This window comes from Paracoccus litorisediminis (assembly GCF_009711205.1).
Taxonomy (GTDB): Bacteria; Pseudomonadota; Alphaproteobacteria; order Rhodobacterales; family Rhodobacteraceae; genus Paracoccus; species Paracoccus litorisediminis.
The window spans coordinates 39,403-65,541 of record NZ_WMIG01000005.1; the positions used below are offsets into that span (position 1 = coordinate 39,403).

Annotated in this window: 28 protein-coding genes; 15 read left to right on the forward strand and 13 right to left on the reverse strand. The window is 64.1% G+C overall.

All coding sequences use genetic code 11. The features are described 5' to 3' along the window. Positions 1 to 6 precede the first annotated feature (6 nt). Positions 7 to 984, forward strand: a complete 978-nt coding sequence (locus GL300_RS11700; protein WP_155039819.1) for a site-specific tyrosine recombinase XerD — start codon at positions 7 to 9, stop codon at positions 982 to 984. Next, positions 981 to 2,348 (forward strand): HlyC/CorC family transporter, encoded by a 1,368-nt coding sequence (locus tag GL300_RS11705; protein WP_155039820.1) that lies wholly within the window; start codon positions 981 to 983, stop codon positions 2,346 to 2,348. The genes GL300_RS11700 and GL300_RS11705 overlap by 4 nt, the downstream gene beginning before the upstream one ends. On the opposite strand, the gene GL300_RS11710 is transcribed toward GL300_RS11705, so the two are convergent. Then, complete coding sequence (locus tag GL300_RS11710) at positions 2,342 to 3,835, reverse strand: nucleobase:cation symporter-2 family protein (RefSeq protein ID WP_155039821.1); 1,494 nt, start codon at positions 3,833 to 3,835, stop codon at positions 2,342 to 2,344. The genes GL300_RS11705 and GL300_RS11710 overlap by 7 nt on opposite strands. A gap of 475 nt (positions 3,836 to 4,310) precedes the next feature. On the opposite strand from GL300_RS11710, the gene tkt reads away from it, so the two are divergent. From tkt to aat, 6 genes are all read left to right on the forward strand, one after another. Continuing rightward, the gene (tkt, locus tag GL300_RS11715) at positions 4,311 to 6,329 is read left to right on the forward strand and encodes a transketolase (RefSeq protein WP_155039822.1); all 2,019 of its coding nucleotides are present in this window, start codon (positions 4,311 to 4,313) and stop codon (positions 6,327 to 6,329) included. 110 nt (positions 6,330 to 6,439) lie between these two features. Continuing rightward, a complete protein-coding gene (locus tag GL300_RS11720) occupies positions 6,440 to 7,366 on the forward strand; it encodes a DMT family transporter (protein ID WP_155039823.1) in 927 nt (308 codons plus the stop codon). Between the two features lie 9 nt (positions 7,367 to 7,375). Next, positions 7,376 to 8,269 carry a lysophospholipid acyltransferase family protein gene (locus GL300_RS11725; protein ID WP_155039824.1) on the forward strand — a complete coding sequence of 298 codons (894 nt, stop codon included), beginning with the start codon at positions 7,376 to 7,378 and terminating at the stop codon, positions 8,267 to 8,269. 105 nt (positions 8,270 to 8,374) lie between these two features. After that, positions 8,375 to 8,890: an acetyl-CoA carboxylase biotin carboxyl carrier protein gene (gene accB, locus GL300_RS11730; protein WP_155039825.1), complete on the forward strand. Its 516-nt coding sequence runs from the start codon at positions 8,375 to 8,377 to the stop codon at positions 8,888 to 8,890. Positions 8,891 to 8,897: 7 nt separating this feature from the next. Beyond that, a complete protein-coding gene (gene accC / locus GL300_RS11735; protein ID WP_155039826.1) occupies positions 8,898 to 10,253 on the forward strand; it encodes an acetyl-CoA carboxylase biotin carboxylase subunit in 1,356 nt (451 codons plus the stop codon). Positions 10,254 to 10,259: 6 nt separating this feature from the next. After that, entirely contained in the window at positions 10,260 to 10,895 is a 636-nt protein-coding gene (gene aat, locus GL300_RS11740) for a leucyl/phenylalanyl-tRNA--protein transferase (RefSeq protein WP_155039827.1), read from the forward strand. Here the strand turns inward: aat and GL300_RS11745 are convergent. From GL300_RS11745 to GL300_RS11765, 5 genes are all read right to left on the reverse strand, one after another. Continuing rightward, complete coding sequence (locus GL300_RS11745) at positions 10,859 to 11,365, reverse strand: DUF2155 domain-containing protein (protein ID WP_155039828.1); 507 nt, start codon at positions 11,363 to 11,365, stop codon at positions 10,859 to 10,861. The two genes, aat and GL300_RS11745, sit on opposite strands and share 37 nt — an antisense overlap. Next, positions 11,362 to 11,829, reverse strand: a complete 468-nt coding sequence (gene mlaD / locus GL300_RS11750; protein ID WP_155039829.1) for an outer membrane lipid asymmetry maintenance protein MlaD — start codon at positions 11,827 to 11,829, stop codon at positions 11,362 to 11,364. The genes GL300_RS11745 and mlaD overlap by 4 nt, the downstream gene beginning before the upstream one ends. A gap of 3 nt (positions 11,830 to 11,832) precedes the next feature. After that, positions 11,833 to 12,207: an NADH:ubiquinone oxidoreductase subunit NDUFA12 gene (locus GL300_RS11755; protein WP_155039830.1), complete on the reverse strand. Its 375-nt coding sequence runs from the start codon at positions 12,205 to 12,207 to the stop codon at positions 11,833 to 11,835. A 196-nt stretch (positions 12,208 to 12,403) separates the two neighbouring features. Next, positions 12,404 to 13,669, reverse strand: coding sequence for an ATP-dependent Clp protease ATP-binding subunit ClpX (gene clpX, locus GL300_RS11760; RefSeq protein WP_155039831.1), 1,266 nt, complete (start codon positions 13,667 to 13,669; stop codon positions 12,404 to 12,406). A gap of 162 nt (positions 13,670 to 13,831) precedes the next feature. Then, positions 13,832 to 14,461: an ATP-dependent Clp protease proteolytic subunit gene (locus GL300_RS11765; RefSeq protein ID WP_155039832.1), complete on the reverse strand. Its 630-nt coding sequence runs from the start codon at positions 14,459 to 14,461 to the stop codon at positions 13,832 to 13,834. 193 nt (positions 14,462 to 14,654) lie between these two features. On the opposite strand from GL300_RS11765, the gene pth reads away from it, so the two are divergent. Next, complete coding sequence (gene pth / locus GL300_RS11770; protein WP_155039833.1) at positions 14,655 to 15,371, forward strand: aminoacyl-tRNA hydrolase; 717 nt, start codon at positions 14,655 to 14,657, stop codon at positions 15,369 to 15,371. A 17-nt stretch (positions 15,372 to 15,388) separates the two neighbouring features. Then, positions 15,389 to 15,757 carry a DUF2237 family protein gene (locus GL300_RS11775; RefSeq protein ID WP_155039834.1) on the forward strand — a complete coding sequence of 123 codons (369 nt, stop codon included), beginning with the start codon at positions 15,389 to 15,391 and terminating at the stop codon, positions 15,755 to 15,757. On the opposite strand, the gene GL300_RS11780 is transcribed toward GL300_RS11775, so the two are convergent. Further along, entirely contained in the window at positions 15,754 to 16,107 is a 354-nt protein-coding gene (locus tag GL300_RS11780) for a YigZ family protein (RefSeq protein ID WP_155039835.1), read from the reverse strand. The two genes, GL300_RS11775 and GL300_RS11780, sit on opposite strands and share 4 nt — an antisense overlap. Beyond that, entirely contained in the window at positions 16,104 to 16,526 is a 423-nt protein-coding gene (locus GL300_RS11785; RefSeq protein ID WP_155039836.1) for a Fur family transcriptional regulator, read from the reverse strand. Before GL300_RS11785 ends, GL300_RS11780 begins: the two co-directional genes overlap by 4 nt. A gap of 87 nt (positions 16,527 to 16,613) precedes the next feature. Here GL300_RS11785 and GL300_RS11790 point away from each other — a divergent pair, with 87 nt between their 5' ends. From GL300_RS11790 to GL300_RS11810, 5 genes are all read left to right on the forward strand, one after another. Next, positions 16,614 to 17,516 (forward strand): metal ABC transporter substrate-binding protein, encoded by a 903-nt coding sequence (locus GL300_RS11790; protein ID WP_155039837.1) that lies wholly within the window; start codon positions 16,614 to 16,616, stop codon positions 17,514 to 17,516. Next, entirely contained in the window at positions 17,509 to 18,366 is an 858-nt protein-coding gene (locus GL300_RS11795) for a manganese/iron ABC transporter ATP-binding protein (RefSeq protein WP_155039838.1), read from the forward strand. Before GL300_RS11790 ends, GL300_RS11795 begins: the two co-directional genes overlap by 8 nt. Then, positions 18,363 to 19,223 carry a metal ABC transporter permease gene (locus tag GL300_RS11800; RefSeq protein WP_155039839.1) on the forward strand — a complete coding sequence of 287 codons (861 nt, stop codon included), beginning with the start codon at positions 18,363 to 18,365 and terminating at the stop codon, positions 19,221 to 19,223. Before GL300_RS11795 ends, GL300_RS11800 begins: the two co-directional genes overlap by 4 nt. Further along, entirely contained in the window at positions 19,223 to 20,047 is an 825-nt protein-coding gene (locus GL300_RS11805) for a metal ABC transporter permease (protein ID WP_370576897.1), read from the forward strand. Before GL300_RS11800 ends, GL300_RS11805 begins: the two co-directional genes overlap by 1 nt. A gap of 70 nt (positions 20,048 to 20,117) precedes the next feature. Further along, positions 20,118 to 20,837, forward strand: coding sequence for a VIT1/CCC1 transporter family protein (locus tag GL300_RS11810; RefSeq protein WP_155039841.1), 720 nt, complete (start codon positions 20,118 to 20,120; stop codon positions 20,835 to 20,837). Here GL300_RS11810 and GL300_RS11815 read toward each other — a convergent pair. The 5 genes from GL300_RS11815 to GL300_RS11835 form a co-directional block, all read right to left on the reverse strand. Then, complete coding sequence (locus GL300_RS11815; protein ID WP_155039842.1) at positions 20,834 to 21,592, reverse strand: ABC transporter ATP-binding protein; 759 nt, start codon at positions 21,590 to 21,592, stop codon at positions 20,834 to 20,836. The genes GL300_RS11810 and GL300_RS11815 overlap by 4 nt on opposite strands. A 47-nt stretch (positions 21,593 to 21,639) precedes the next feature. Next, complete coding sequence (locus tag GL300_RS11820) at positions 21,640 to 22,503, reverse strand: ABC transporter ATP-binding protein (protein ID WP_155039843.1); 864 nt, start codon at positions 22,501 to 22,503, stop codon at positions 21,640 to 21,642. Then, a complete protein-coding gene (gene nikC / locus GL300_RS11825) occupies positions 22,500 to 23,408 on the reverse strand; it encodes a nickel transporter permease (protein WP_155039844.1) in 909 nt (302 codons plus the stop codon). The genes GL300_RS11820 and nikC overlap by 4 nt, the downstream gene beginning before the upstream one ends. Continuing rightward, positions 23,405 to 24,397 carry an ABC transporter permease gene (locus GL300_RS11830; protein ID WP_343043025.1) on the reverse strand — a complete coding sequence of 331 codons (993 nt, stop codon included), beginning with the start codon at positions 24,395 to 24,397 and terminating at the stop codon, positions 23,405 to 23,407. Before GL300_RS11830 ends, nikC begins: the two co-directional genes overlap by 4 nt. Positions 24,398 to 24,507: 110 nt before the next feature. Continuing rightward, a complete protein-coding gene (locus GL300_RS11835) occupies positions 24,508 to 26,097 on the reverse strand; it encodes an ABC transporter substrate-binding protein (protein WP_155039845.1) in 1,590 nt (529 codons plus the stop codon). Between the last annotated feature and the right edge of the window lie 42 nt (positions 26,098 to 26,139).

Here is a 26,139-nt window from a genome sequence, read left to right on the forward strand (position 1 = left end):
CCGGCCATGTCTGACGCGAACAAAGTCAGCGATTGGCGCAGGATCTCGGCCTTTCTGGATGCGCAGGCGGCCGAGGCGGGGTCCGCCCGCAACACGCTGCTGGCTTATGGTCGCGACCTGAAGGATTTCAGCGAATGGCTGGGCACGCGAAACCTGAACCTGCTGAACGTCAGCCGCGAGGGGATCGAGGATTACCTGAGCCATTGCGACGCGCAGGGCCTGTCGCGGTCGACCCGCGCAAGACGGCTCTCGGCCATCCGGCAACTGACGCGTTTTTCACTGGAGGAAGGCTGGCGAGAGGATGATCCGGCAGGCCGCATCGCCGGGCCGGGCCGCGCGCAGCGACTGCCCAAGACGCTGGACCGGGCCGAGGTGCAGGCCCTGCTGGACGCCCTGCCCCGCATTGGTCGCAACGGGGTCGAACGCGCCCGCAATCTGGCCCTGATGGAGCTGATCTACGCCACCGGCATGCGCGTGAGCGAGCTGGTCGCCCTGCCCGTCACCGCCTGCCGTGGCAATCCCGCCGTCCTGCTGATCCGCGGCAAGGGCGGGGTTGAGCGGATGGTGCCGCTGAACGAACCCGCGCGCCGCGCGCTGTCGGCTTGGCTGACGATCCGCGATGACGCGCCCGAGGACACTCCCTTGGGCAAGCTGGTCGCCGGGCGCGGCGGGCGCTGGCTGTTCCCCGCCCCCTCGCGCGAAGGTCACATGACCCGGCAGGCGGTGAACGGTCTGCTGGATCAACTGGCCATCGTCGCCGGGATCGATCCGTCCCGCGTGTCGCCACATGTGATGCGCCACGCCTTTGCCACCCATCTGCTTGAGGGCGGCGCCGATCTGCGCGCCATCCAGATGCTGCTGGGCCATGCCGATCTGGGCACGACCGAGATCTATACGCATGTTCTGGACGCCCGCATGCGAGATCTGGTGCTGAAGCACCATCCGCTGGCGACGCCGCGACGCCGGCCCGAGGATAGCGAATGATCACGCCCGCCCTTGCCGCCGCCCCCGGACCGGCAACGGGCGGCGGGACATCGGCCATCGACATGGCCTTCTGGATCACCGTCGGCACCATTGTCCTGCTGCTGGCACTCTCGGCATTTTTCTCAGGCTCGGAAACCGCGCTGACCGCCTCCAGCCGCGCCAAGCTGCGGGCGCGGGCGGATCGTGGCGATGCTGGCGCGCAGGCCGCCTTGGCCGTGACTGAGGACAGCGAAAGGCTGATCGGCTCGATCCTGCTGGGCAACAATGTCGTCAATATCCTTGCCGCCAGCCTTGCGACCGCATTGTTCACCCGGATCTTCGGCTCGGGCGGGGTGGCGCTGGCGACATTGCTGATGACTGTGCTGGTGCTGATCTTCTCGGAAGTACTGCCCAAGACCTATGCGATTCTCGCCCCCGAGGATCTGGCCAGCCGCGTTGCCCGCCCGATCCGGCTGGCCACGGTGATCCTGGCCCCGATCGTCACGGTCGTGCGCATGATCGTCAGCGGCATCCTTGCGATCTTCGGCTTTCGCGCGAATTCCAGCGATCTGGTCTTTTCCGTGCAAGAGGAAATCGCTGGCGCGCTGGCCATCGGGCACTCCAGCGGCACCATGCAGAAAGAGGCCCGCGACCGGCTGCTGGGCGCGCTGGATCTGGGCGACCGCTCGGTCGAGGAGATCATGCTGCACCGCTCTCGGATCGAGATGATCGACGCCGACCTGCCCGCGCCGGACATCATCGACCGCGTGCTGAAAAGCCCGCATACCCGCCTGCCCGTCTTTCGCGGTGAGCGCGAGAATGTCATCGGCGTCATCCACGCCAAGGACCTGCTGCGTGGCGTCAGCCGCGCCATGCGCGAGACCGGCGGCGAGGCGCTGGAAGGTTTCGATATTCTGGGCATCGCCATGCCGCCCTATTTCGTACCGGAAACCACGCCTCTGGACGAGCAGATGCGCGAGTTTCTGGCCCGCCGCACCCATTTCGCGCTGGTGGTCGACGAATATGGCAGCCTGCGCGGCCTGATCACGCTGGAAGACATTCTTGAGGAAATCGTGGGTGAGATCACGGATGAGCATGACACCGACATGCTGCCTGATCTCAAGCCGAACGCGGCGGGCGACTATCTGGTCGATGGCGCGATGACCATCCGCGACCTGAACCGCGCGCTGGATTGGAACCTGCCCGATGATGAGGCCAATACCGTCGCGGGCCTCGTCATCCATATGGCGCAGTCGATCCCGACGGCGGGTCAGGTGTTTTCCTTTGACGGCTACCGCTTCGAGGTGGTCAGCCGGCGCGAAAACCGCCTGACCCGTTTGCGTATCCGCCCCTTGGTCGAGCCGCTGGAGCCTGCCGATCAGTGATCGGCCATGCTGGCGGCGCGCTTGGCATCCTCGACGGATGCGCCTTGGGTGCCGTTGAAGAATGCGTTCAGCACCACGGCCGAGATCGTTGCCAGCAGGATGCCGGATTCGATCAGCGGGTGGATTGCATGCGGCATCCATTGCTTGAAGTCGGGCGCGATCAGCGGGATCATCCCGAAGCCCAGCGACACCGCGACCACGAACAGGTTGTTGCGATTATTGGCGAAATCCACGTTCGACAGGATACGGATGCCAGTCGCCGCGACCATGCCGAACATCACCAGTCCCGCGCCCCCCAGAACCGAGGTCGGCAGCGATTCCACCGCCGCGCCCATCTTGGGGATCAGCCCGAACAGGATCAGGATGACGCCGCCCGCGACGCAGATATAGCGGCTTTTGATGCCGGTCACGCCGACCAGGCCGACGTTCTGGCTGAAGGACGTATAGGGGAAGGTGTTGAAGATACCGCCGATCAACGTGCCCAGACCATCGGTGCGCAGACCCGCGGTCAGGCGGTCCTGCGTGACCTCGCGCCCGGTCATCTCTCCCAGCGCAAGGAACATGCCGGTCGACTCGATCATCACCACGATCATCACCAGAACCATGGTCAGGATCAGCACCGGGTCAAAGATGGGCATCCCGAAATGGAAGGGCGTGACAAGCCCGAACCATGACGCCTCGGCCACCTTGCCAAAGTTCATCTGGCCCAGAGCAATGGTCAGCGTCGCGCCGATCAGCATGCCCAGCAGAACGGCAATATTGGCGACGAAACCCTTGCCGAAACGCGCGATCATCAGGATCGCGACCAGCACCACCGCCGAGATGCCGATATTCAGCGGTCGCGCATAAAGCGGGTTCTGCATGCTGGCTGCCGGGGCAAAGCCCTCTGGCAGCGCCGGGACCGTGCCCGTTCCCGCCATGTCCTTCAACTGGTTCAGCCAGCCCGACACCACCGGATCGACCACCTTGGGCGCGGTCGGCCCGACCGGGTTGCCAAAGATCCAGTTGATCCCGATCCGCATCAGGGTCACGCCGATCACCAGAATGATCGTGCCGGTCACCAGCGGCGGAAAGAATTTGAGCATCCGCCCGACAAAAGGCGCGATCAGCATGGCGATGATGCCTGCCCCGATGATCGCGCCAAAGATCATCCGCGCGCCATCCGGCCCCGGATAGGCCCCCGCCATCGCGACCATCGGCCCGACCGAGGCGAATGTCACCCCCATCATCACCGGCAGCTGGATGCCGAACCAGCGCGTCGCGCCCAGCGACTGGATGATCGTCGCTATCCCGCAGCAGAACAGGTCCGCCGAGATCAGAAAGGCCACATCCTCGGGCGAGAGCTTCAGCGCGCGCCCCACGATCAGCGGCACGGCCACCGCCCCCGCATACATCACCAGCACATGTTGCAATCCAAGCGTCGTCAGACGCAGCGGCGGCAGGATCTCGTCTACCGGATCCACCGTATTCGGCGCGGCCTTTGCCATGTTGTCCCCCGTGCAAAACCGGATTGTCCCGATGGCATCAAGTAACGGGCCGAAACCCCGCCAAGGCAACGATTTTCTGGCGCATGCGCCGACCATGTGCAGCCCAGCCGGTTTCAAGGGCATTGTGCCCAGCCCCCGATCCAAGTCGTGACGCTTTGCCAAAAACATCTTGGGCGGCGACAGATTTTTCGTCGGACCCGCTTGCGGTTCCCGGCCAAAAAGGCCAGCTTTGCCGAGCAACGGGATGGAATGGCAGCCTGAAATGGCCCCGATCCATCTGAAATATTCGTTCGAAACCATTATGTTGCGGCGGATATCTGGTTGCGCGACCAATTGCGGGCAATGATCTGGCCCGAACTGACCGGCAATCCCACGATCTGCCGGGCCTTACGTCATATTGGCCGACGCGGGTTGCAACCTTGGCCTTGCCTGAATATCAGGACGTGGCCCGCATCCACCAGCACGGAACTCCACAATGGACATCGCTGACCGCCGCAAGGCAAATCCCGATCACTGGCGCCTTGCCGCCGCCATCCGCGCCCTGTCGATGGACGCCGTCGAGGCTGCGAATTCCGGCCATCCCGGCATGCCGATGGGCATGGCGGATGTCGCCACCGTCCTGTTCCGCAACCACCTGAAATTCGACGCATCGGCCCCGAACTGGTTCGACCGCGACCGCTTCGTGCTGTCGGCGGGCCACGGCTCGATGCTGATCTATTCGCTGCTGCACCTGACCGGGTATGAGCAGATGTCGCTGGACCAGATCCGCAACTTCCGCCAGTGGGGCGCAATCACCGCGGGCCACCCGGAATACGGCCATGTCGAGGGCGTCGAGACGACGACCGGCCCGCTGGGTCAGGGCATCGCCACCGCCGTCGGCTTCGCCATCGCCGAAGAAGCGATGCGCGCGCAATATGGCGCGGACCTGTGCAGCCACAAGACCTGGGTCATTGCCGGCGACGGCTGCCTGATGGAGGGCATCAGCCAGGAAGCGATCGCGCTGGCCGGCCACCAGAAGCTGAAGAACCTGATCGTCCTGTGGGACAACAATGACATCACCATCGACGGTCGCGTCTCGCTGTCGGACAATACCGACCAGCTGAAGCGCTTCGAGGCCTCGGGCTGGCGTGTTCTGGCCTGCGACGGCCATGATGCAGCCGACATCGACCGCGCGCTGACCGACGCGGCCAGCGGCGCAGATGACCGCCCGGTTCTGGTTTCGTGCAAGACCATCATCGGTTACGGTGCGCCGAAGAAACAGGACAGCTCGGGCGCGCATGGCTCGCCGCTGGGTGCCGAGGAAATCGCCGCGACCCGCGCCGCCTATGGCTGGGAACACGGCCCCTTCGTCATCCCCGAGGACATCCTTGCCGACTGGCGCGCCATCGGCTCGCGCGGCAAGACCGCCCGGATGGAGTGGGCCACGCGCGTTGACGCCGCTGAAAACCGCGACGAATTCGCCCGCCGCATCTCGGGTGAGGGCAGCGACAAGCTGGCTCCGACCATCGCCGCGCTGAAAGATCAGGCGATCACCAGCAAGCCCAAGATCGCGACCCGCCGCGCCAGTGAGATGGTGCTTGAGGTGGTGAACCCGGCTCTGCCCGAGACGCTGGGCGGCTCGGCCGACCTGACCGGCTCGAACAACACCAAGACCAAGGATCTGGGCATTTTCTCGCCCGAAAACCGCACCGGTCGCTACATCCATTACGGCATCCGCGAACACGGCATGGCTGCCGCGATGAACGGCATCTGGCTGCATGGCGGCTTCCGCCCCTATGGCGGCACGTTCATGTGTTTCACCGATTATGCCCGTGGCGCGATGCGTCTGTCGGCGCTGATGGGTCTGCCGGTCGTCTATGTCATGACCCACGACTCGATCGGTCTGGGCGAAGACGGCCCGACCCACCAGCCGGTCGAGCATCTGGCAATCTGCCGCGCGACGCCGAACACGCTGACCTTCCGCCCCTGCGATCTGGTCGAGACCGCCGAAGCCTGGGAAATCGCGCTGAGCGAGGACACCTCGCCTTCGGTCCTCGCGCTGTCGCGTCAGAACCTGCCGACACTGCGTGAAACCGCGGGCGAGAACCTGACCGCCAAGGGTGCCTATGTCCTGCGCGAAGCCTCGAGCGACGCGAAAGTCGTGCTGATGGCCACCGGTTCCGAGGTCGAAATCGCCGTCGCCGCGCGCGAGACTCTGGAAGCGCAAGGCGTTCCGACCCGCGTCGTCTCGGTTCCGTCGATGGAACTGTTCCGCGCGCAGGATGCCGATTACCGCGCCTCGGTCCTGCCCGCAGGCACCGTCCGCGTCGCGATCGAGGCCGCCGTGCGCCAGCCGTGGGAATGGCTGCTGCTGGGCGAGCGTGGCCGCGAGGAAACCTCGGGCTTCATCGGCATGACCGGCTTTGGCGCCTCGGCCCCGGCGCCGACGCTGTACAAGGAATTCGGCATCACCGCCGAAGACACCGTCGCGCTGGCCCGCAAACTGCTGGGCTGATACGGCGATCACATGATCTTGACGGCCGCGCCTTTGCGCGGCCGTCTGCATTCTGGGTCATGGACCTTCCTCTGCCATACAGGCATAAGTCCCGCCGAGGGAGTTCCCAGATGAGCCAGCCAGACATTGCCCCGCAGGGCCTGCCGCAGATCCTTGCGCCCGCAGGCAGCCCTGTACGCTCGACCCAATTGCAGGGCATCGTGCTGTTGCTGCTTGCAATTTTTACCTTCACGCTGATGGACGCCTCGGCCAAGCACCTGACCGAGCGCTACCATCCCGCCCAGATCGTCTGGGTGCGCTTCGTCAGCAACCTGCTGATCGTCGGGTTGATCTATGCGCCGCGCCTGCGCAGCACGATGGTCAGCAAGCGCCCGGTGGTGCAGCTGTTCCGCGGGCTGACCCAGCTGGGCTCGGTCGGGCTGTTCTTCACCTCGCTGCAATTCATCGGTCTGGCCGAGGCGACGGCGATCATGGACATCAACCCCGTCCTGATCACGCTGGCCGCCGCGATTTTCCTTGGCGAAAGCATCGGCATCCGCCGGCTGATCGGCATTGCCGTCGCGCTTTGCGGCGCGCTGATCATCATCAGGCCCGGCGCGGGCGTATTCCAGCCAGCCGCCATCCTGCCGCTGATCGGTGCCTTCACCTATGCCGCCGGCGCGATCCTGACCCGCCTTGTGCGCGAGGATTCGACAGCGACCTCGATCCTGTGGTCGGCGACCGTCGGGACGATCCTGTCTTCGCTTGCCGTGCCGTTCTTTTGGCAGCCCATCGCCAGCGAGGACATCTGGGCCTTTGTACTGCTGGGGATTTTCGGCACGGTGGCGCAGGCGCTGCTGATCCGCGCCTTTGCCATGGCCGAGGCCGCCGCCATCGCCCCCTTTGGTTATACCGGCCTGATCTGGGCCGGATTCTGGGGCTGGCTGTTCTGGGGCACCCTGCCTGACCGCTGGACCATCATCGGTGCGTTGATCATCGTCGCAGCCGGCCTATATGTGTGGATGCGGGAGGCACGCGCCATGCGGCGGGCAGGATAAGACGACGGAATGAGTGACAAGGACGAAGAACAGGTCGCATTGACCGACCGGATCGCGAACGGAGCCTTTCTGGCCGTGATGGGATTGGCCCGCGCCCTTCCCTATAAGCGCCGGATTCCCGCGATGGGCTGGTTCTTTGCCCATATCCTTGGCCCGGTCGCGGGTTGGCGCAAGCGCATCCGTGAAAATCTGGCCAAGGCGCGTCCCGACCTGACGCCCGCCGAGGTTCGCCATCTCACCCGCGCCGTTCCCGACAATGCGGGCCGCTCACTGGCCGAGATCTATTCGGGAGCTGAATTCACCGACCGCATCCACGCCGCCGACCCGCTTTGCGGCCCCGGCCTGCCCGCGTTGGAACAGGCGGCGGCGGCAGGACGCCCTGTTATTCTGGCGGTCGCGCATTTCGGCAATTACGACGCCATGCGCGCCGCCCTGACCGGGCGCGGCTGGCCCGTGGGCGCGCTTTACCGCCCGATGAACAACGAGGCGTTCAACCGCCACTACATCCCCGCCATGCAGGCCATCGCCGAGCCGATGTTCCCGCGCGGGCGCTCGGGCCTTGCGGCGATGCTGCGCTTCCTCAAGGGCGGCGGCTGGTTGTCGCTGGGCTATGACCAGTTCGACGGCCATGGCGCGGTTCTGCGCTATTTCGGTCTGCCCACGAAAACCGTGCTGACGCCTGCGGAACTGGCCATCCGCTATGACGCGCTGATCCTGCCCATCGCAGGCATCCGCCAGCCCGACGGGCTGAGCTTCCGCGTCGAGGTCGGCGATCCGATCCCCCATTCCGACGCCGAAACCATGATGCAAGCCCTGAACGACCATCTTGAGACGCAGGTCCGCGCCCATATGGATCAATGGTTCTGGGTCCATCGGCGGTGGAAAGAACGTGGCTCCCGATGATGGGAACAGGCGAAACCCTTTCCCTCGGGTCATGGCACAGGCTATAAGCTGCGCAACCATCGCGCCCGAAGGTGCGATCCCAAACGAAAATATCCAGAGGACGGCATGAGCGACGACAAGAAACCCGCAGGTCAGGACGAACGCACCAGCCAAGACGACGTGGCATTCATCCAGGCGCTGGCCGAGCTGCTCAACCGCAACGAACTGACCGAACTGTCGGTCAAGCGCGAATACAGCGAAAACGACCGCCTGACCGTGAGCCTGTCGAAACAGGGCAAGCAGGTCATCCAGGCAGTCGCGGCCCCCGCCTTTGCTGCCGCTGCCCCTGCTGCCGTGGCCGCCGCGCCCGCCGCCGCACCGGCCGCAAGCGAAGACCCGGCCAGCCTGCCCGGCATCGTCACCTCGCCCATGGTCGGCACCGCTTATCTGGCCGCCGAGCCGGGTGCTGCGCCGTTTGTCGCCATCGGCAAGCAGGTCAAGGAAGGCGAGACCCTGCTGATCGTCGAGGCCATGAAGACCATGAACCACATCCCCTCGCCCCGCTCGGGCACGGTCAAGCGCATTCTTGTCGACGATGGCAGCCCGGTCGAGTTCGGCGCGCCCCTGATGGTCGTCGAGTGAGGCCCTGATGTTCGACAAGATCCTGATCGCCAACCGGGGCGAGATCGCCCTGCGCGTGATCCGCGCCTGCCGCGAGATGGGCATCGCCTCGGTCGCGGTCCATTCGACCGCCGATTCGGACGCGATGCATGTCCGCATGGCCGATGAATCGGTCTGCATCGGCCCGCCTTCCTCATCGGAAAGCTACCTGTCCATGTCCGCGATCATCGCCGCTTGCGAGATCACTGGCGCGCAGGCGATCCATCCGGGCTATGGCTTCCTTTCGGAAAACGCTGGCTTTGTGCAGATGGTCGAAGACCATGACATCGCCTTCATCGGCCCCTCGGCCGAGCATATCCGGATCATGGGCGACAAGATCACCGCCAAGGATACCGCGAAATCGCTGGGTATTCCGGTGGTTCCGGGTTCTGACGGCGGCGTGCCCGACGTGGCCTCGGCACTGCGCGTCGCGGCTGAAATCGGCTATCCGGTCATCATCAAGGCCACCGCCGGCGGCGGCGGTCGTGGCATGAAGGTCGCGCTGGACGAAGCCGCGCTGGAAACCGCTTTCCGCACCGCGCGCTCGGAATCCAAGGCGGCCTTCGGCAATGACGAAGTCTATATCGAGAAATACCTGCAGCGCCCGCGCCATATCGAGATCCAGGTCTTTGGCGATGGCCGTGGCCGCGCAGTCCATCTGGGCGAGCGCGACTGCTCGCTGCAACGCCGCCACCAGAAGGTGCTGGAGGAGGCCCCCGGCCCCGCCATCACCCCCGAACAGCGCGCCCGCATTGGCAAGATCTGCGCCGACGCGATGTCGCAGCTGGGCTATCGCGGCGCCGGCACCATCGAATTCCTGTTCGAGGATGGCGAGTTCTACTTCATCGAGATGAACACCCGCCTGCAGGTCGAGCATCCGGTGACCGAAGCGATCTTCGACGTGGATCTTGTCCGCCAGCAGATCCTTGTCGCCGCTGGCGAGGAAATGGAGTTCCGCCAAGAGGATCTGAAGATCCGCGGCCACTCCATTGAAGTGCGGATCAACGCTGAAAAGCTGCCGAATTTCACGCCCTCTCCGGGCAAGATCACCCAGTATCACGCGCCGGGTGGCCTGGGCGTTCGCATGGATTCGGCGATCTATGACGGCTACAAGATCCCGCCCTATTACGACAGCCTGATCGGCAAGCTGATCGTGCATGGCCGCGACCGGCACGAGGCGCTGGCCCGTCTGGACCGCGCTCTTGGCGAACTGATCGTGGACGGGGTCGACACCACCGTGCCGCTGTTCCGGGCCCTGCTGCAGAACCCGGACATCCAGAGGGGCGATTATTCGATCCACTGGCTGGAAAAATGGCTTGCCCAGATGGCCAATCAGGACAGCTAAGCGGACATGACCGAACTGACCGCGGAAAGACTGCTTCTGGCTTATGCGCAGGGCGTCTTTCCGATGGCCGAATCCGCGACCGACGCCCATCTGTACTGGTTCGATCCGCCCGAGCGCGGCATCCTGCCGGTAGGGGGCGTCCATGTCTCGCGCTCAATGCGGCGTTGCCTGCGGCACAGCGGCTGGCATGCCAGCGTCAATCGCGACTTTCTCGGTGTGATCGCAGGCTGCGCTGACCGGCCCGAGACCTGGATCAACGCGCCCTTGGTCGATCTGTACATGCAGCTGCACCGTATGGGACACGCGCATTCGCTGGAAATCTACGAAGGCGATACGTTGGTCGGTGGCACCTACGGCATTTCGCTGGGGGCGGCTTTTTTCGGGGAAAGCATGTTCTCGCGTCGCACCAACGCCTCCAAGGCGGCGCTGATCTGGATGTCACATCACCTGCGCCGCAGCGGCTTCACGCTGTGGGATACGCAATATGGCACGTCGCATCTGGCCTCGATGGGCGGTCAGGTCATTTCGCGGCAGGAGTACCGGCGCAAGCTGGCCATGGCGATCCGCAGGCCCGCCGATTTCGCCGCCCATGCCCTGCCGGGCATTCAGCCCCTGTTGCAGGACATGACCCACACGTCATAGCGCGGGTCATCCATTGCCGAAAGCGCGGGGGACGAGGCGATCATCCAGCCCGCAAAGACCGTATGATTGGCGCGCGTGTCAAAGACCGTCAGTTCGGCATAGGCGTCAGATTCCGGGTCCTTGGCAGGATAGCGGCACTCGGCAAGCGTCACTTGCAAGCGACCGAATTCGGCCTTTTCCCCGGCAGCCATGGTGAAATCCAGAAGCTGGCCCGTCACCTTGTCCAGCCCGCGCAGATTGGCACCCTTGGCGCGCGACGTCTCGGGGCCGCGGGCGGCGGCAACCGCCGCCTGACGTTCCGCCGCAGAGGGCTCGGCCACAACCACGTCATTCGGGTCGTCACTGAAGGCCGGGTCCATTTCAAAGTCGATGACCGGGGCGTCCTGCGGCTCTTCCTCATCCTGAGCCAGCGCCGGCACAGCGGTCAGCATCGCAAGACACAGCGCAGGGGCAAGCAGCCGTCCGATCATTTGCCGTCCTCCGATGACTGGGCATCGACGAATTTCATCATCAGCGACAGCAGGCTGACTGCGCCCTGCACGTCCTCGATCTCATCCCCCGGAGCCAGATTATCCGCCGCACCGCCGGGCTGCAGTTCGATATACGAACCGCCCAGGAGGCCATCGGTCTGAATCAGCGCAGCACTATCGGTCGGAAGCTTGATGTCGCCGGGAATGCGCAACCGGGCCTCGGCCAGATAGGTCGCGGGGTTCAACTCGACCGCGCTGACGCGTCCGACCTTGACGCCCGCGACGCGGACATCGGTGCCGACCTCGATCCCGTCGACATTCGGAAATGCCGCGCGCAATTCATAGTTTTCGCCGCCGATCCCGCGATGCGCGTTGCCTGCGGTGGACCAGAACAGGAAGCCGCCGGCGATCAGCAGGATCGCCGCCCCGACCCAAAGCTCGGCCCGTTCGGCGTTGCTCTGCATCGCTTACTCAGGCTGCCAAGCGTCGTAATCGCGACGCGCAGCGGGCTCGGCGCGATACAGCGATCCGGCGGGGTGATACGCCTCGGCCGAGCCGGTCTGGTTCGGCTGGTGCGGCTTTTCCCAGGCCTTGTGGGCCAACGGCTCGGTGGTCGGCGGCTGCTTGAAGGTGTGGTGCAGCCAGCCATGCCATTCCGGAGAAACGCGGCTTGCTTCGGCCTCGCCATTATAGATGACCCAGCGCCGCTTGCCGCCGCCCGACTGGTAATAGACGTTGCCTTGATCGTCCTCACCCACCTTCTCGCCATAAAGTTTGGTCCAGACTTGGGTGTTGATGGTCTGGCTGTTCCACCAGGTCAGAACGCGCAGCAAAAAGGACATGGAAGCGAACCTCGTCATTCGGAGTTGGCCGAGATATGGCGCAAACCGCGCCCGAGGTCCAGTGATTGCGGACAAATCCCTTGCCGGACACGACAGGACCGCGACAAGTTTATGTGCATTCCTGCCACCCGCGAAAATGAAAAAAGGCCGAGGTCGATCGCGACCCCGGCCTTTCGTTCATGCGCAGCAGCGGGCGTCAGCCAGCGGTCGCGGTTTCCTTCTTCGTATCGGTGTGGATCAGCAACGGCTTGGCATTGGGATTATCCACAGCCTCGTCATTGACGACGACCTCTTCGACGCTGTCCAGCCCCGGCAGGTCGAACATCGTGTCAAGCAGGATGTCCTCCATGATCGAGCGCAGGCCACGTGCGCCAGTCTTGCGCTTGATGGCGCGTTTGGCGATGGCGGTCAGCGCGTCCTCGGTGAAGGTCAGCTTCACGTCCTCAAGGTCGAACAGGCGCTGATACTGCTTGACCAGCGCGTTCTTGGGCTGGGTCAGGATGGTGATCAGCGCGTCCTCGTCCAGATCGCCCAGCGTGGCGATGACCGGCAGACGACCGACGAATTCCGGGATCAGGCCGAATTTCAGCAGATCTTCGGGTTCGAGCTGCTTGAACAGCTCGCCCACGCCCTTGTCGTCATTTTCCTTGACCGCGGCACCAAAGCCCATCGCCGTACCCTTGTTGCGCTGCGCGATGATCCGGTCAAGACCGGCAAAGGCGCCGCCACAGATGAACAGGATGTTGGTCGTGTCAACTTGCAGGAATTCCTGCTGCGGATGCTTGCGGCCACCTTGCGGCGGAACGCTGGCGACAGTGCCTTCCATGATCTTCAGCAGGGCCTGCTGCACGCCCTCGCCCGAAACGTCGCGTGTGATCGAGGGGTTGTCGGACTTGCGGGTGATCTTGTCGACCTCGTCGATATAGACGATGCCGCGCTGCGCGCGCTCGACGTTGTATTCCGACGCCTGAAGCAGCTTCAGAATGATGTTCTCGACATCCTCGCCGACATAGCCGGCTTCGGTCAGCGTGGTCGCGTCGGCCATGGTGAAGGGCACATCAAGGATGCGCGCCAGCGTCTGCGCGAGCAGCGTCTTGCCGCAACCGGTCGGACCGATCAGCAGGATGTTCGACTTCGCCAGTTCGATATCAGTCTTCGAGCTGTGGTTCAGACGCTTGTAGTGGTTGTGCACCGCGACCGAGAGCACGCGCTTGGCATGTTCCTGCCCGATCACGTAATCGTCGAGGACATTGCAGATCTCGCGCGGGCTGGGCACGCCATCGCCGGATTTCAGGGCCGAGGTCTTGGTCTCTTCCCGGATGATGTCCATGCAAAGTTCGACGCATTCATCGCAGATGAAGACGGTCGGCCCGGCGATCAGCTTGCGCACCTCATGCTGGCTCTTGCCGCAGAAGCTGCAGTAGAGCGTGTTTTTGCTGTCGCCGCCGGTCGGATTGGCCATCAGTTCGATCCTCGTTATGCCCGGACGACCAGCCCTATCGCCGGACGTCCGCCTGTTTGTCTCACGGGCCTCGGGCCGCGTGTTGCGTCAGCGATATGTTACGAGCCGCTATGGCGCGTCACAATCCCCAAAAAGTGCGGTCCCGTCATGCGGGGACCGCGATCAGGCCGTCGGATCGGCCTTGCCGCGCGCGGTCAGGATCTCGTCGATGAGACCCCATTCCTTGGCCTCTTCTGGCGACATGAAGCGGTCACGCTCCAGCGCCTGTTCGACCTCTTCCAGCGTGCGGCCGGTATGCTGGACATAGATCTCGTTCAGCCGGCGCTTGAGCTTTTCGGTCTCGCGCGCGTGGATCAGGATGTCGGTCGCCTGACCCTGGAACCCGCCCGAGGGCTGGTGGACCATCACGCGACTGTTCGGCAGCGAGAAACGCTGGCCCGGCTGACCCGCGCATAGCAGCAGCGAGCCCATCGAGGCCGCCTGCCCCACCACCAGCGTCGAGACGCGCGGCTTGATGTATTGCATCGTGTCATAGATCGACAGGCCCGCGGTGACGACACCGCCGGGGCTGTTGATATACATGCTGATGTCCTTGTTCGGATTTTCCGCCTCAAGGAACAGCAGCTGCGCCGAAATCAACGTGGCCATGCCGTCATGCACCGGCCCGGACATGAAAATGATCCGTTCCTTCAGCAGACGCGAGAAGATGTCATAGGCCCGTTCGCCCCGGCTGGTCTGTTCGACAACCATGGGGACGAGCGTGTTCATGTAGAATTCTGCCGGATCTTGCATGTCGTTCCTTGCTTTTGTCCCTGCCTAGCCTGCCGTTTCCGCGATTCGCCCTTGGGTTTCCCCCATCCGGCCTGTCTTAACCGCGAAACATTGAGAGAGTCTTAGTAACGCCCGCGACCGAGGACAAGAGAGCGTTAGAAATTGCCCCCGCCTGCCCATCCCGGTATTCTGCCCGCAATCGACGGAGAAACTGATGAAACTGATCGTCGGCCTGGGCAATCCGGGCCCGAAATATGACGCGAACCGCCACAATGTCGGCTTCATGGCGCTGGACCGCATCGCTTCGGACCACGGATTTGGGCCTTGGCGGGCGCGTTTTCAAGGCGAGACCGCCGAGGGGCGGCTGGGCGACATGCGGGTGACGCTGCTCAAGCCCACGACCTTCATGAACCTGTCCGGCCAATCGGTCAGCGAGGCGATGCGCTATCTGAAGCTTGGCCCCGAGGATGTGGTCGTCCTGCATGACGAATTGGACCTGCCCCCCGGCAAAGCGCGGCTGAAGCTGGGTGGCGGCCATGCCGGGCATAACGGGTTGCGCTCGATCCATCAGCATATTGGTGACAATTATCGCAGGCTGCGCATCGGTATCGGCCATCCGGGCCACAAGGACCGCGTGGCGGGATATGTGCTATCGGACTTTGCCAAGGCCGAGGAAGCCGGACTGGACGACCTATTGCGCGGGATTTCGGATGGGGCGGCGGCGCTGGCCGCGGGCGATGATGCACGCTTCATGAACGCCGTGGCGGCGCGGGTCGCCCCGCCCCGGAACAGCGGCACGCGACCACAGCCCGCCGCCGTGACACAGCCAGCCACTACCAAACCGGTGGCAGTGAAACCCGAAGCCCCGGCAGTCGTTGAACCTCAGACCCTCACCGACCGGTTGCGCGCGCTGAGCGAGCGTTTCCGCTGACCCCGAAGGAGGCGACGATGGACAGTCAGATCAACGTCCTTGGCGGCAAGCTTGACCCCTGCTCGGCCGATCCGCTGACGGGGTTCTATCGCGACGGCTGCTGCAATACCGGTCCCGAGGATACGGGCCGCCACACCGTCTGCGTAATTGTCACCGCCGAGTTTCTGGCGGTGTCGAAATATCTGGGCAACGATCTTAGCACCGCGCGGCCCGAGTTCCGTTTTCCGGGGCTGAAGCCGGGCGATCGCTGGTGCCTGTGCGCCGCGCGCTTCCTGCAGGCGGCGCAGGAATTCGCCGCGCCGCAGGTGGTGCTGGAATCCACCCATGCGCGCACATTGGACATCGTGCCGCTGGAACTGCTGCAGGCCCACGCCTTCGAAGGCTAGCTCTGAGCCAGATAATGGCGGACGGCATCGACCACGTGACGGAAACGGTCACCGCCCAGATGCTTGCCGCCATACCACCTTGTCACCACCACGACATGATCGGTCAATTCGGCCCGTTCCAGCATTTGCAGGATGATCTGGCCCGCGCCGCTTTCGCCGTCGTCATCCTTGACGCCCTCGCCCGACAGAATCGCGGCCCAGGTGTTGTGCGTGGCCTTGGCGAATCTTTTGTTGCGCTTCAATTCGGTCAGCAGCGCCTCGGCCTCGGCGTGGTTACGCGCAGGCCCACCCGAGACGGCATAGCGCGAGCCGCGGTCGGAAATGATCTTGTCGAAAACACGCAGGCTCATGTCTTGCGGCGCACGTAAAGTTCCAGCCGGTGGCGGACGATTTCATAGCCCAGTTCGGCGGCGATCTCGGCCTGCAAACGCTCGATTCGATCGCTGACGAATTCGGTGACCTCGCCGGTCTCGACATCGATCATATGGTCGTGATGCTTGCCATCCGCAGGCTCGAACCGCGCGGGTTCACCGGCGAATTCGACCTTCAGCACCACGCCCTGCGCTTCAAGCGCGGACAGCGTGCGATAGACAGTGGCCAGCGACACGCCCGCCCCGGCCTCGGTCGCGCGTTGGAAAAGCTGGGTCGCGTCGGGGTGATCCTCGGCCGAGGCCAGCACCCGCAACAACGCCGCCCGCTGGCGGGTGATGCGAATACCGGCGCGCCGCAGCGCATGTTCAAAGCCAAGGGCTCGGGTTTCTGCGTCCATGCGCCTTTCTCACCCAGTTGAGAATGAATTACAACTGGCTTGACAGTTGAGAATCGTTCGCAGATAAAGAACAAAAATGGGGGTAGAATGTTCCGCAGGACTTTTCTGGGCACCGCATTGGCCAGTGTGACGATGTCAGGGCTGGCCGCACCGGCACTGGCCCAAACCCGCCGCCCCAAGGTCGCGACCACTTTCACGATTCTGGCCGACATGGCGCGCAACGTCGCCGGGGACAGGGCCGAGATCGTGTCGATCACCAAGCCGGGCGCCGAGATCCACAATTACGAACCGACCCCCAGCGATCTGGTCGGCGCGCGCGATGCAGACCTGATCCTGCGCAATGGCATGAATCTAGAGCTGTGGTTCGAACAGTTCCTGCGCAATCTGGGCGATCTTCCCTCGGCCACGCTTAGCGAGGGGATTGAGCCGATGCCGATTTCGGGCGGCAGCTATCGGGGCAAGCCCAACCCCCATGCCTGGATGGCACTTGATTCGGCGATGATCTATGTCGACAACATCGCCGCCGCGCTGACCCGGCTGGACCCGGCCGGAGAGGCCGAATACCGCGCCAATGCCGATGCCTATCGCCAGCAGATCACCCAAACCGTCTCGCCGCTGCGCGATCAGGCCCGCGCCCTGCCCGAGGCCCGGCGCTGGCTGGTGACCTCGGAAGGCGCGTTTTCCTATCTGGCGCGGGATTTCCACCTGCAGGAAATGTATCTGTGGCCGATCAACGCCGATGCCCAAGGCACGCCCCAGCAGGTGCGCCGGGTGGTCGATGCCATCCGAGAACATCGGATTCCGGTGGTGTTTTCGGAAAGCACCGTGTCGGACCGTCCGGCCAGGCAGATCGCGGCGGAAACCGGGGCGCAATATGGCGGAGTGCTGTTCGTCGACAGCCTGTCCGAACCCGATGGCCCCGTCCCGACCTATCTGGACCTGCTGCGCGTCACGTCGGAAACCATTCTCAAGGGGCTGAGCGATGCTTGATACCGGGATCGAGGCCCATGGCCTGACCGTCACCTATCGCAACGGCTTCACCGCGTTGACCGATGCCAGCTTTACCGTCCCGACCGGCTCGATCACCGCGCTTGTCGGCGTGAATGGGGCCGGAAAATCGACACTTTTCAAAGCGCTGATGGGCTTTGTTCCAGCGTCATCCGGCGATGTCCGCGTGCTCGGCATGACCGTCCCCGAAGCCCTGCGCCGCAACCTCATCGCCTATGTCCCGCAATCCGAGGAAGTCGACTGGAGTTTCCCCGTCCTTGTCGAGGATGTGGTGATGATGGGCCGCTACGGCCATATGGGCTTTCTGCGCCGCCCCCGCGCCGCCGACCGACAGGCCGTGGATCAGGCGCTGGACCGCGTCGGCATGCAGGAATTCCGCCACCGCCAGATCGGCGAACTTTCCGGCGGCCAGAAGAAACGCGTTTTCCTTGCCCGCGCCCTTGCGCAGGGCAGCAGGGTCGTGCTGCTGGATGAACCCTTCACCGGCGTCGACGTGAAAACCGAGGAAGCGATCATCGGCCTGATGCGCCAGATGCGCGACGAAGGCCATGTGATGCTGGTCTCGACCCATGATCTGGGTTCGGTGCCCGAGTTCTGCGACCGGGTGGTGCTGGTCAAGGGGACGGTGCTGGCCTCGGGTCCGACCGCACAGGTCTTCACGCAGGAAAATCTGCGGCTGGCCTTTGGCGGGGTGCTGCGCCATTTCACCATCAGGGCCCAGCAATTGCATGAGGATGACGATCCCCGCGGCGTCACCCTGCTGTCCGATGAGGAACGCCCGCTGGTCTTTTATGACGGCCAGCAACGCAGCACCGAGGCCAGCGGCAAATGATCGAGACCCTGCTGATCCCCTTTCAATACAGCTACATGACCGATGCGATCTGGGTCTCGGCGCTGGTCGGCGCGGTCTGCGCCTTTCTGTCGGCCTATCTGATGCTGAAGGGCTGGTCGCTGATCGGCGACGCGCTCAGCCACGCCATCGTGCCGGGCGTCGCCGGGGCCTATATGCTGGGACTGCCCTTTGCACTGGGGGCGTTCCTTTCAGGCGGGCTTGCGGCGCTGGCCATGCTGTTCCTGAACCAGCGCAGCGGACTGAAAGAGGACGCCATCATCGGCCTGATCTTTACCGGCTTTTTCGGGCTGGGGCTGTTCATGGTGTCGTTGAACCCGATGGCGGTGTCCGTCCAGACGATCACCATGGGCAATATTCTTGCGATCAGCCCTGCCGACACGCTGCAACTGGCGCTGATCGGAGGGATTTCGCTATTGATACTCAGCTTGAAATGGCGCGATTTGATGGTTGTTTTCTTTGATGAAAACCATGCCCGCACCATCGGCTTGCGCCCTGAACTGCTGCGCATCGTGTTCTTCACCCTGCTCGCGGGCTGCACGGTTGCGGCCATGCAGACGGTGGGCGCCTTTCTGGTCGTGGCGCTGGTGGTGACGCCGGGGGCGACGGCCTATCTGCTGACCGACCGGTTTCCGCGGCTGATCCTGCTGTCGGTGGCGATCGGCAGCCTGACCTCGGCGCTGGGGGCCTATATTTCCTTCTTCCTCGACGGGGCGACGGGGGGCGTGATCGTCTGCCTGCAGACCGCGATCTTCCTGCTGGCCTTCCTGTTCGCGCCAAAGCACGGGCTGCTGGCCGCACGCCGGCGCGGACGCCGGGTGCAAGGGGGGCAAGCATGATGGACTGGTTGCTGCCCTTCACCTTTCCCTTCATGCGCGATGCCGCACTGATCGGATTGATGATCTCGGTCCCGGCGGGGCTGCTGTCGTGTTTTCTGGTGCTGCGCGGCTGGTCGCTGATGGGCGATGCGGTCAGCCATGCGATCCTGCCGGGCGTGGTGCTGGCCTATATCCTGCAACTGCCGCTGATCCTTGGGGCCTTTGTCGCTGGACTGGGCTCGGCGCTGATGGCGGGATGGTTGCAGGATAACAGTCGGGTCAAGCGCGACACTGTGTTGGGCGTGGTCATGTCGGGCATGTTCGGGCTGGGCGTGGTGCTTTACACCGCGATCCCTTCGGACCTGCATCTGGACCATATCCTGTTTGGCAACATGCTGGGCATCGGCCCCGAGGATATGCGCCTTGCGGCGATGATCTCGGGTGTGGTGGGGCTGGTGCTGGTACTGAAATGGAAGGATTTCGCTCTGGCGGCCTTTGACCCGGTGCAGGCACGGGTGGCCGGGCTGGCGGTGGGCTGGCTGCATTACGGCTTGCTGGCGATGATCTCGGCGACGGTGGTGGCGATGCTCAGCTCGGTCGGCATCATCCTGGCCGTGGCCATGCTGATCGCGCCGGGGGCGGTTGCCTTTCTGGTGACGCGCAGGCTGGCCGCGATGCTGGTGACGGCAGTTATCGTCGCAGCCTTCGCCACGACGGTCGGGGTCTGGGGCAGCTTCTGGCTGGACAGCGCGCCCGCGCCGACCGTGGTTCTGGTGCTGACCGGGCTGTTCGTGCTGGCCTTTACATGGCGCAACCTTGCCCAGAGGCGGGCAAGCGCGGCCTGAAGCGGTCTGGTCAAGGCGGAAAGCGGCAAGCTAGAGTGCCGCGACCAGACCTTTCGCGACAGGCAAACCCATGAGCCGAACGATCAGCGACATTCCCAGCGCCCATCCCGATGATCCCCATTACGTCAGCCGGATGGGCTGGCTGCGGGCGGCGGTGCTGGGCGCAAATGACGGCATCCTGTCCGTAGGCGCGCTGATCGTGGGCGTTGCCGCAGCAAATCCCGGACAGGAAGCCATTCTGCTGGCCGGCGGCGCGGGACTGGTCGGCGGCGCATTGTCGATGGCGCTGGGGGAATATGTCTCGGTCAGTTCGCAATCCGATACGGAGCGCGCCGACATTGCCCGAGAACGTGCCGCCTTACACCACACCCCTGAGGAAGAGCTGCGCGAGCTGGCCGAGATCTATGAATCGCGCGGGATGACTCCGGCCACCGCCCTGCAAGCCGCGCGCGAAGTGACCGAGCATGACGCGCTTGGCGCGCATATGCGCGATGAACTGGGGCTGAGCGAGGCCTCGGCCGCAAATCCGATCCTCGCGGCGGCCGCCTCGGCCCTGACCTTCAGCATCGGGGCCGGGCTGCCCATGCTGGCCGCGATCTTCGCGCCCGCAAACCTTGTCGTCGCTTGCGTCCTGATGACGGTGGTCGCGGCGCTGGCCGTGCTGGGGGCCTTTGGCGCATGGGCCGGTGGCGCACCGCTTGGCCGGGCCGTGATCCGCGTGGTGCTGGGCGGCATCATCGCCCTGGGACTGACCGCGCTGGTCGGCAGGCTGTTCGGGGTCGCGATCTAGGCCGATTCCCGGCGATAGCTGCTGCTGGCCGCCAGCAGATCGCGGGCATAGGCGCTGTGTGCCTGCCCCGAGCGCAGGACCGGCGCCGCCATCTGTTCGACCACCTCACCGCCCCGCATCACCGCCAGCCGGTCGCACATATGCGCGACCACGGCGAGGTCGTGGCTGACCATGACAAAGGTCAGGCCGCGATCCTTGCGCAGGTCCGAGAGCAGGTTCAGGATCTCGGCCTGCACGCTGACATCCAGCGCCGAGGTGGGTTCGTCCAGCAACAGCAACCGAGGCTCTGCCGCCAACGCGCGGGCAATGGCGACGCGCTGGCGCTGGCCGCCGGAAAGCTGGTGCGGATAGCGAAAACGGAAACCGCGCCCAAGGCCCACCGAATCCAGCAGCCGGGTGATCCGCGCGTCGATCTGGTCCATGCCCTGCAGATGCAGGGTTTCCGACAGCACCCGGTCAACCGAATGGCGCGGATGCAGGCTGGCATAGGGGTCCTGAAACACCATCTGCACCGTCTTGTGGAAAGCCCGAGAGCGGTGACGCCCCGAAACGGCCTCTCCCGCGACCTCGATCCGGCCCGACCATCCCCCCGCAAGCCCGGTAATGGCACGCAGGATGGTGGATTTACCCGAGCCGCTTTCGCCCACCAGACCAAAGCTTTCGCCCGCTGCGACCGAGAAGCTGGCCTGCCGGACCGCGTGAACGCGTTCGGGCAGATCGCCGAACCAGACATCCAGATTTTCAACCTTGAGCATGTGGCTGGCCTTGCGATTGGGTATTTGAGAAACGAAGAAACGCCATGTCACGCACCGCTTCGCAGGGGTGGGGTCTGGTCACGCCAACTGTCTTGACGTTGCAGGACGGCAAGGCGGTCGACCTGATGGTCAAGGCGCGGCAGGCTGTTCAGCAACCCTTGAGTATAAGGGTGGCGGGCATTGTGCAGGTCCTTCGCCGCCAGTTCCTCGACCACCTGGCCCGCATACATGATCAGCACCCGGTCGCAGAATTGCGCGACAAGGTTCAGATCGTGGCTGATGAAGATCAGCCCCATGCCGCGTTCCGTCACCAGCTTGTCCATGATCCGCAGGACCTCGTTCCGGACCGAAACATCCAGTGCCGAAGTGGGTTCGTCCGCGATCAGGATTTCCGGGTCGGGGGCCAGCATCATCGCGATCATGATGCGCTGGCCCATGCCGCCCGAAACCTCATGCGGATAGGCGTCGAAGACCCGCTCGGGGTCGCGGATCTGCACGGCGCGCAGCATGTCCAGCGCCTTGTCACGCGCGGCGCGGCCGCCTTGGCCGGAATGCAGGCGGTAGCTTTCCATGATCTGCTGACCGACCGTCATCACCGGGTTCAGGCTGAACTTGGGATCCTGCATGACCATGCTGATACGCGCGCCGCGCAGGGCGCGCATCTTGCTCTCGGGCAGGTTCAGGATGGACTGGCCGCCCAGATCCATCCGTTCTGCCGTGACCTTGCCCGGTGGACGGACAAGGCCAAGGATGGCGCGCCCGGTCATGGATTTCCCCGAGCCGGATTCGCCCACCACCCCCAGCCTTTCGCGGCCAAGGTCGAAGCTGACGCCACGCACGGCCTGAAACAGACCCGAGCGGGTGGGGAAGCTGACCCGCAGGTCGCGGATCGACAGTAGCGGATCGCTCATTCCTTTGCCCCTTTCGGGTCCAGCACGTCGCGCAGGCCGTCCCCCAGCAGGTTGAAGGCAAGGCTGACGATAAAGATTGCCATGCCCGGCACGGCGGCGACCCACCAGAAATCAAGGATATAGGTCCGCCCGTCCGAGATCATCGCCCCCCATTCCGGCATTGGCGGCTGCGCGCCAAGGCCAAGGAAACCTAGCCCCGCGGCGGAAAGGATGATCCCCGCCATATCCAAGGCCACCCGCACGATCAGCGAACTGATGCAAAGCGGCCAGACATGGCCGATCAGCAGGCGCAGCGGCCCCGCGCCTTGCAGCCTTGCGGCGGCGATGTAATCGGCATGGCGGATCGTCAGCGTTTCCGCCCGCGCCAGCCTCGCATAGGGTGGCCATGAAGTGATCGCCAGCGCCAGCACCGCATTGCCGATCCCCGGCCCCAGCGCCGCGACAAAGGCCAGCGCGAGGATCAGCTTGGGAAAGGCCAGAAAGATGTCGGTGATGCGCATCAGTACCTGATCGACCCAGCCACCGGCAAAGCCCGCAACCGTGCCAATGAACAGCCCGATCACCGGCGCAATCAGCGCTACGGTGCCCACGATGAACAGCGTGATGCGCGAGCCATGGATCAGCCGCGACAGGATATCCCGCCCCAGCGCATCCGTGCCCAGCCAATGCGCGGCACTTGGCGGCTTCAGCCGGTCGGCCAGGTTCTGGGCAAAGGGGCTTTGCGGCGACAGCCATGGTGCGAAAATCGCCATCAGCACCAGCAGGATCAGGATCACCAGCCCGAACATTGCAAGCTTGTTGGCGCGGAAGGTCAGCCAGCCCTGATAAAGCGCCCCCAGTTTCGCCTGCCTGCGGGTCTGGGGGGCGTCGGACAGAAGCCATGCGCGTGTGGTCAACTCGGTCATTTCGCCCTCGGGTCCAGCACGCGGTAAAGGATGTCGGAGATCAAATTCAGCAGCACGAAGCAGGTCCCGACCAGCACCGTCCCGCCAAGGACGGCGTTCATGTCCCCGGCCAGCAGCGCCTTGGTGATGTATTGACCGATGCCGGGCCAACTGAACACGATCTCGGTCAGCACCGAGCCCTCCAAAAGACCGCCAAAGCTCAGCGCAATCACCGTGATCAGCGGCACGAGGATATTGCGGAAGGCATGGCCCCAGATCACCCGCCGCTCGCTCAGGCCCTTGACCCGTGCGGTGGTCACATATTCGGCCGAAAGCTGTTCCAGCATGAAGCTGCGGGTCATCCGGCTGATATAGGCAAGGCTGAAATAGCCCAGCAGGCTCGCGGGCAGGATGATATGGCTGAAGGCGTCGCGGAACGCGCCCCAATCGCTCGCCAGCAGGCTGTCGATCAGGATCATGCCGGTCACGGTCGGAACCATGCCGTCATAGATGATGCCCTGCCGCCCCGGCCCTCCGACCCAGCCAAGGATGCCGTAAAACAGCAGCAAACCCATCAGCCCCAGCCAAAAGATCGGCATCGAATAGCCGACCAGCGCCACGACACGGGCGATTTGGTCAATCCAGCCCCCGCGCCGCGCGGCGGCGATGACGCCCAAAGGCACGCCGACAAAGACGCCGATCAACGTACCCAAGGCCGCCAGTTCGAAGGTCGCCGGAAAGACCCGCTTCAGATCGTCGATGACCGGATGCCCGGTCGAGATCGAGCGGCCGAAATCGCCCCTTAACACTTCGGCCATGTAGCGCAGAAACTGCTGCCACAGCGGCTTGTCGAGGCCCATGGCCTGATAGGCCGCATCATATTGCGCCTGCGTCGCGCGCTCTCCCACCACTTTCAACACCGGGTCGATCGGCATGACCCGCCCGATGATGAAAGTGACCAGCAGCAGGCCCAGCAGGGTCAAAACCAGCGACAGCGCGACACCGCCCACGTTTTTGGCCCTGCGGCGCAGACGGATGCGTCCGAAACCGGGCGCACCGCCATTCACCGGGGGCAGGCCACCCTGCCCCGGCGTCTTCACCATACCCGTATCGGCCACGGTTACTCTTTCGTGACCTGACGGTAGAAGACCGAACTGACCGCCCCGCCCGCATTCCAGTTCTTGACGTTCTTCTGGATGCCCGCCTGTTCGATGCGCTGGAACAGCGGGATGATCGGCGCGATCTCGCGATATTCCTTCTGGATATCCAGATACATCTGCACGCGCTTGTCGGTATCGCCCTCGATGGTGGCGGCGATGGTGGCCTTGTTCATGTCGTCCGGCACGGCCCAAGAGTTGCGCCATGCAAGGAAGGACAGCTTCGCCTCATCCGAGTTGTCGGGGTTATAGGCGAAGGTCGACGCGTTGGTGTTCGGATCAGCGTAATCCGGGCCCCATTCCCCGATGAAGATCGGAACCGAACGCGCGCGGTAAGCGTCCAGCACCTGCGCCCCGGTCATCTGCTGGATTTCCAGCGTCAGCCCGACCTGCGCCATCGACGCCTGCAAGGTCTGCGCGACGTTCACATATTCCTGGATGTCGCGGACGGCGGTCTTGACCGTGCCCGAGGTGATCCCGGCATCGGTCAGGATCTTTTTCGCCTTCTCGATGTCATAGGTCCAAGGGTTCTCATCCGAGGCACCCAGATAGCCCTCGGGCAGGAAGTTCTGATGGGTCTTGAACTGGCCCTTCAGGAAGCTGCCCTCGATCCCGGCATAATCGACCAGATACTTCATCGCCTCGACCACGGGTGCCTGCGACAGCAGCGGGTCTTTCTGGCTGAGGCCCATATACAGGATGCGGCCGCGCGGCTCGGTCCCGACCACCACCTTGTCGTTCGTGGCGATACCGTCCACGTCGGTCGGCGTCAGGTTGCGCGCCACGTCGACATCGCCCTGTTCCAGCAGCAGACGCTGGGCGCTGCTTTCCTGCACATGCTTGACGATCACGCGCTTCATCACCGGCGCGCCCTGCCAATAGCCGTCAAAGGCGGTCAGCTGCACGGCCTCGTTCGGGCGCCAGGTCTGCAGCGCATAGGGGCCGGAACCCGCCGCATTCGTCGACAGCCACGTATTGCCGAAATCCTCGCCCTCGACATGGCCCAGCACGGTTTCCTTGTCGACGACCGAGGCCACATTCGAGGCAAGGCAGTTCAACACGAAAGACTGCGCATAGGGCTGGTCCAGCTTCAGGATCAGCTTGTTGCCGTCGAATGTCACCTGCTGGTCGACGTTTTCGGGGGTAAAGCCGAACTGGGCCAGAATGAAGGCCGGCGACTTGTTCAGCTTGACCGCGCGCTGCAGCGACCATGCGGCATCCTCGGCCCGAACCGGATTGCCGGACTGGAACTTGACGCCGTCGCGCATGGTCAGGGTGATGGTCTTGCCGCCATCCGTCACTTCCCAGCTTTGTGCAAGGCTGGGCTTGAACCCGGCATTCAGGTCCATCGGGTCGAAATCGACCAGCCGGTCATACAGGTTGTTATCGACGTCGTTGCCCGAGAACTCAAAGCTTTGCGCCGGGTCAAGGCTGATGATGTCGTCGATCTGAGCCGCGACCACCAGCGTATCGGCCGGGGTTTCGGCAAAGGCCGCAGGGGCCAGCGACACGGCAGTCGCCAGCAGGATCGCGCGAAGCGAGAATTGTTTCATGATGTCTTCCCTGTTGTCGCCCCGTCGTTGCGGGACTTGAAT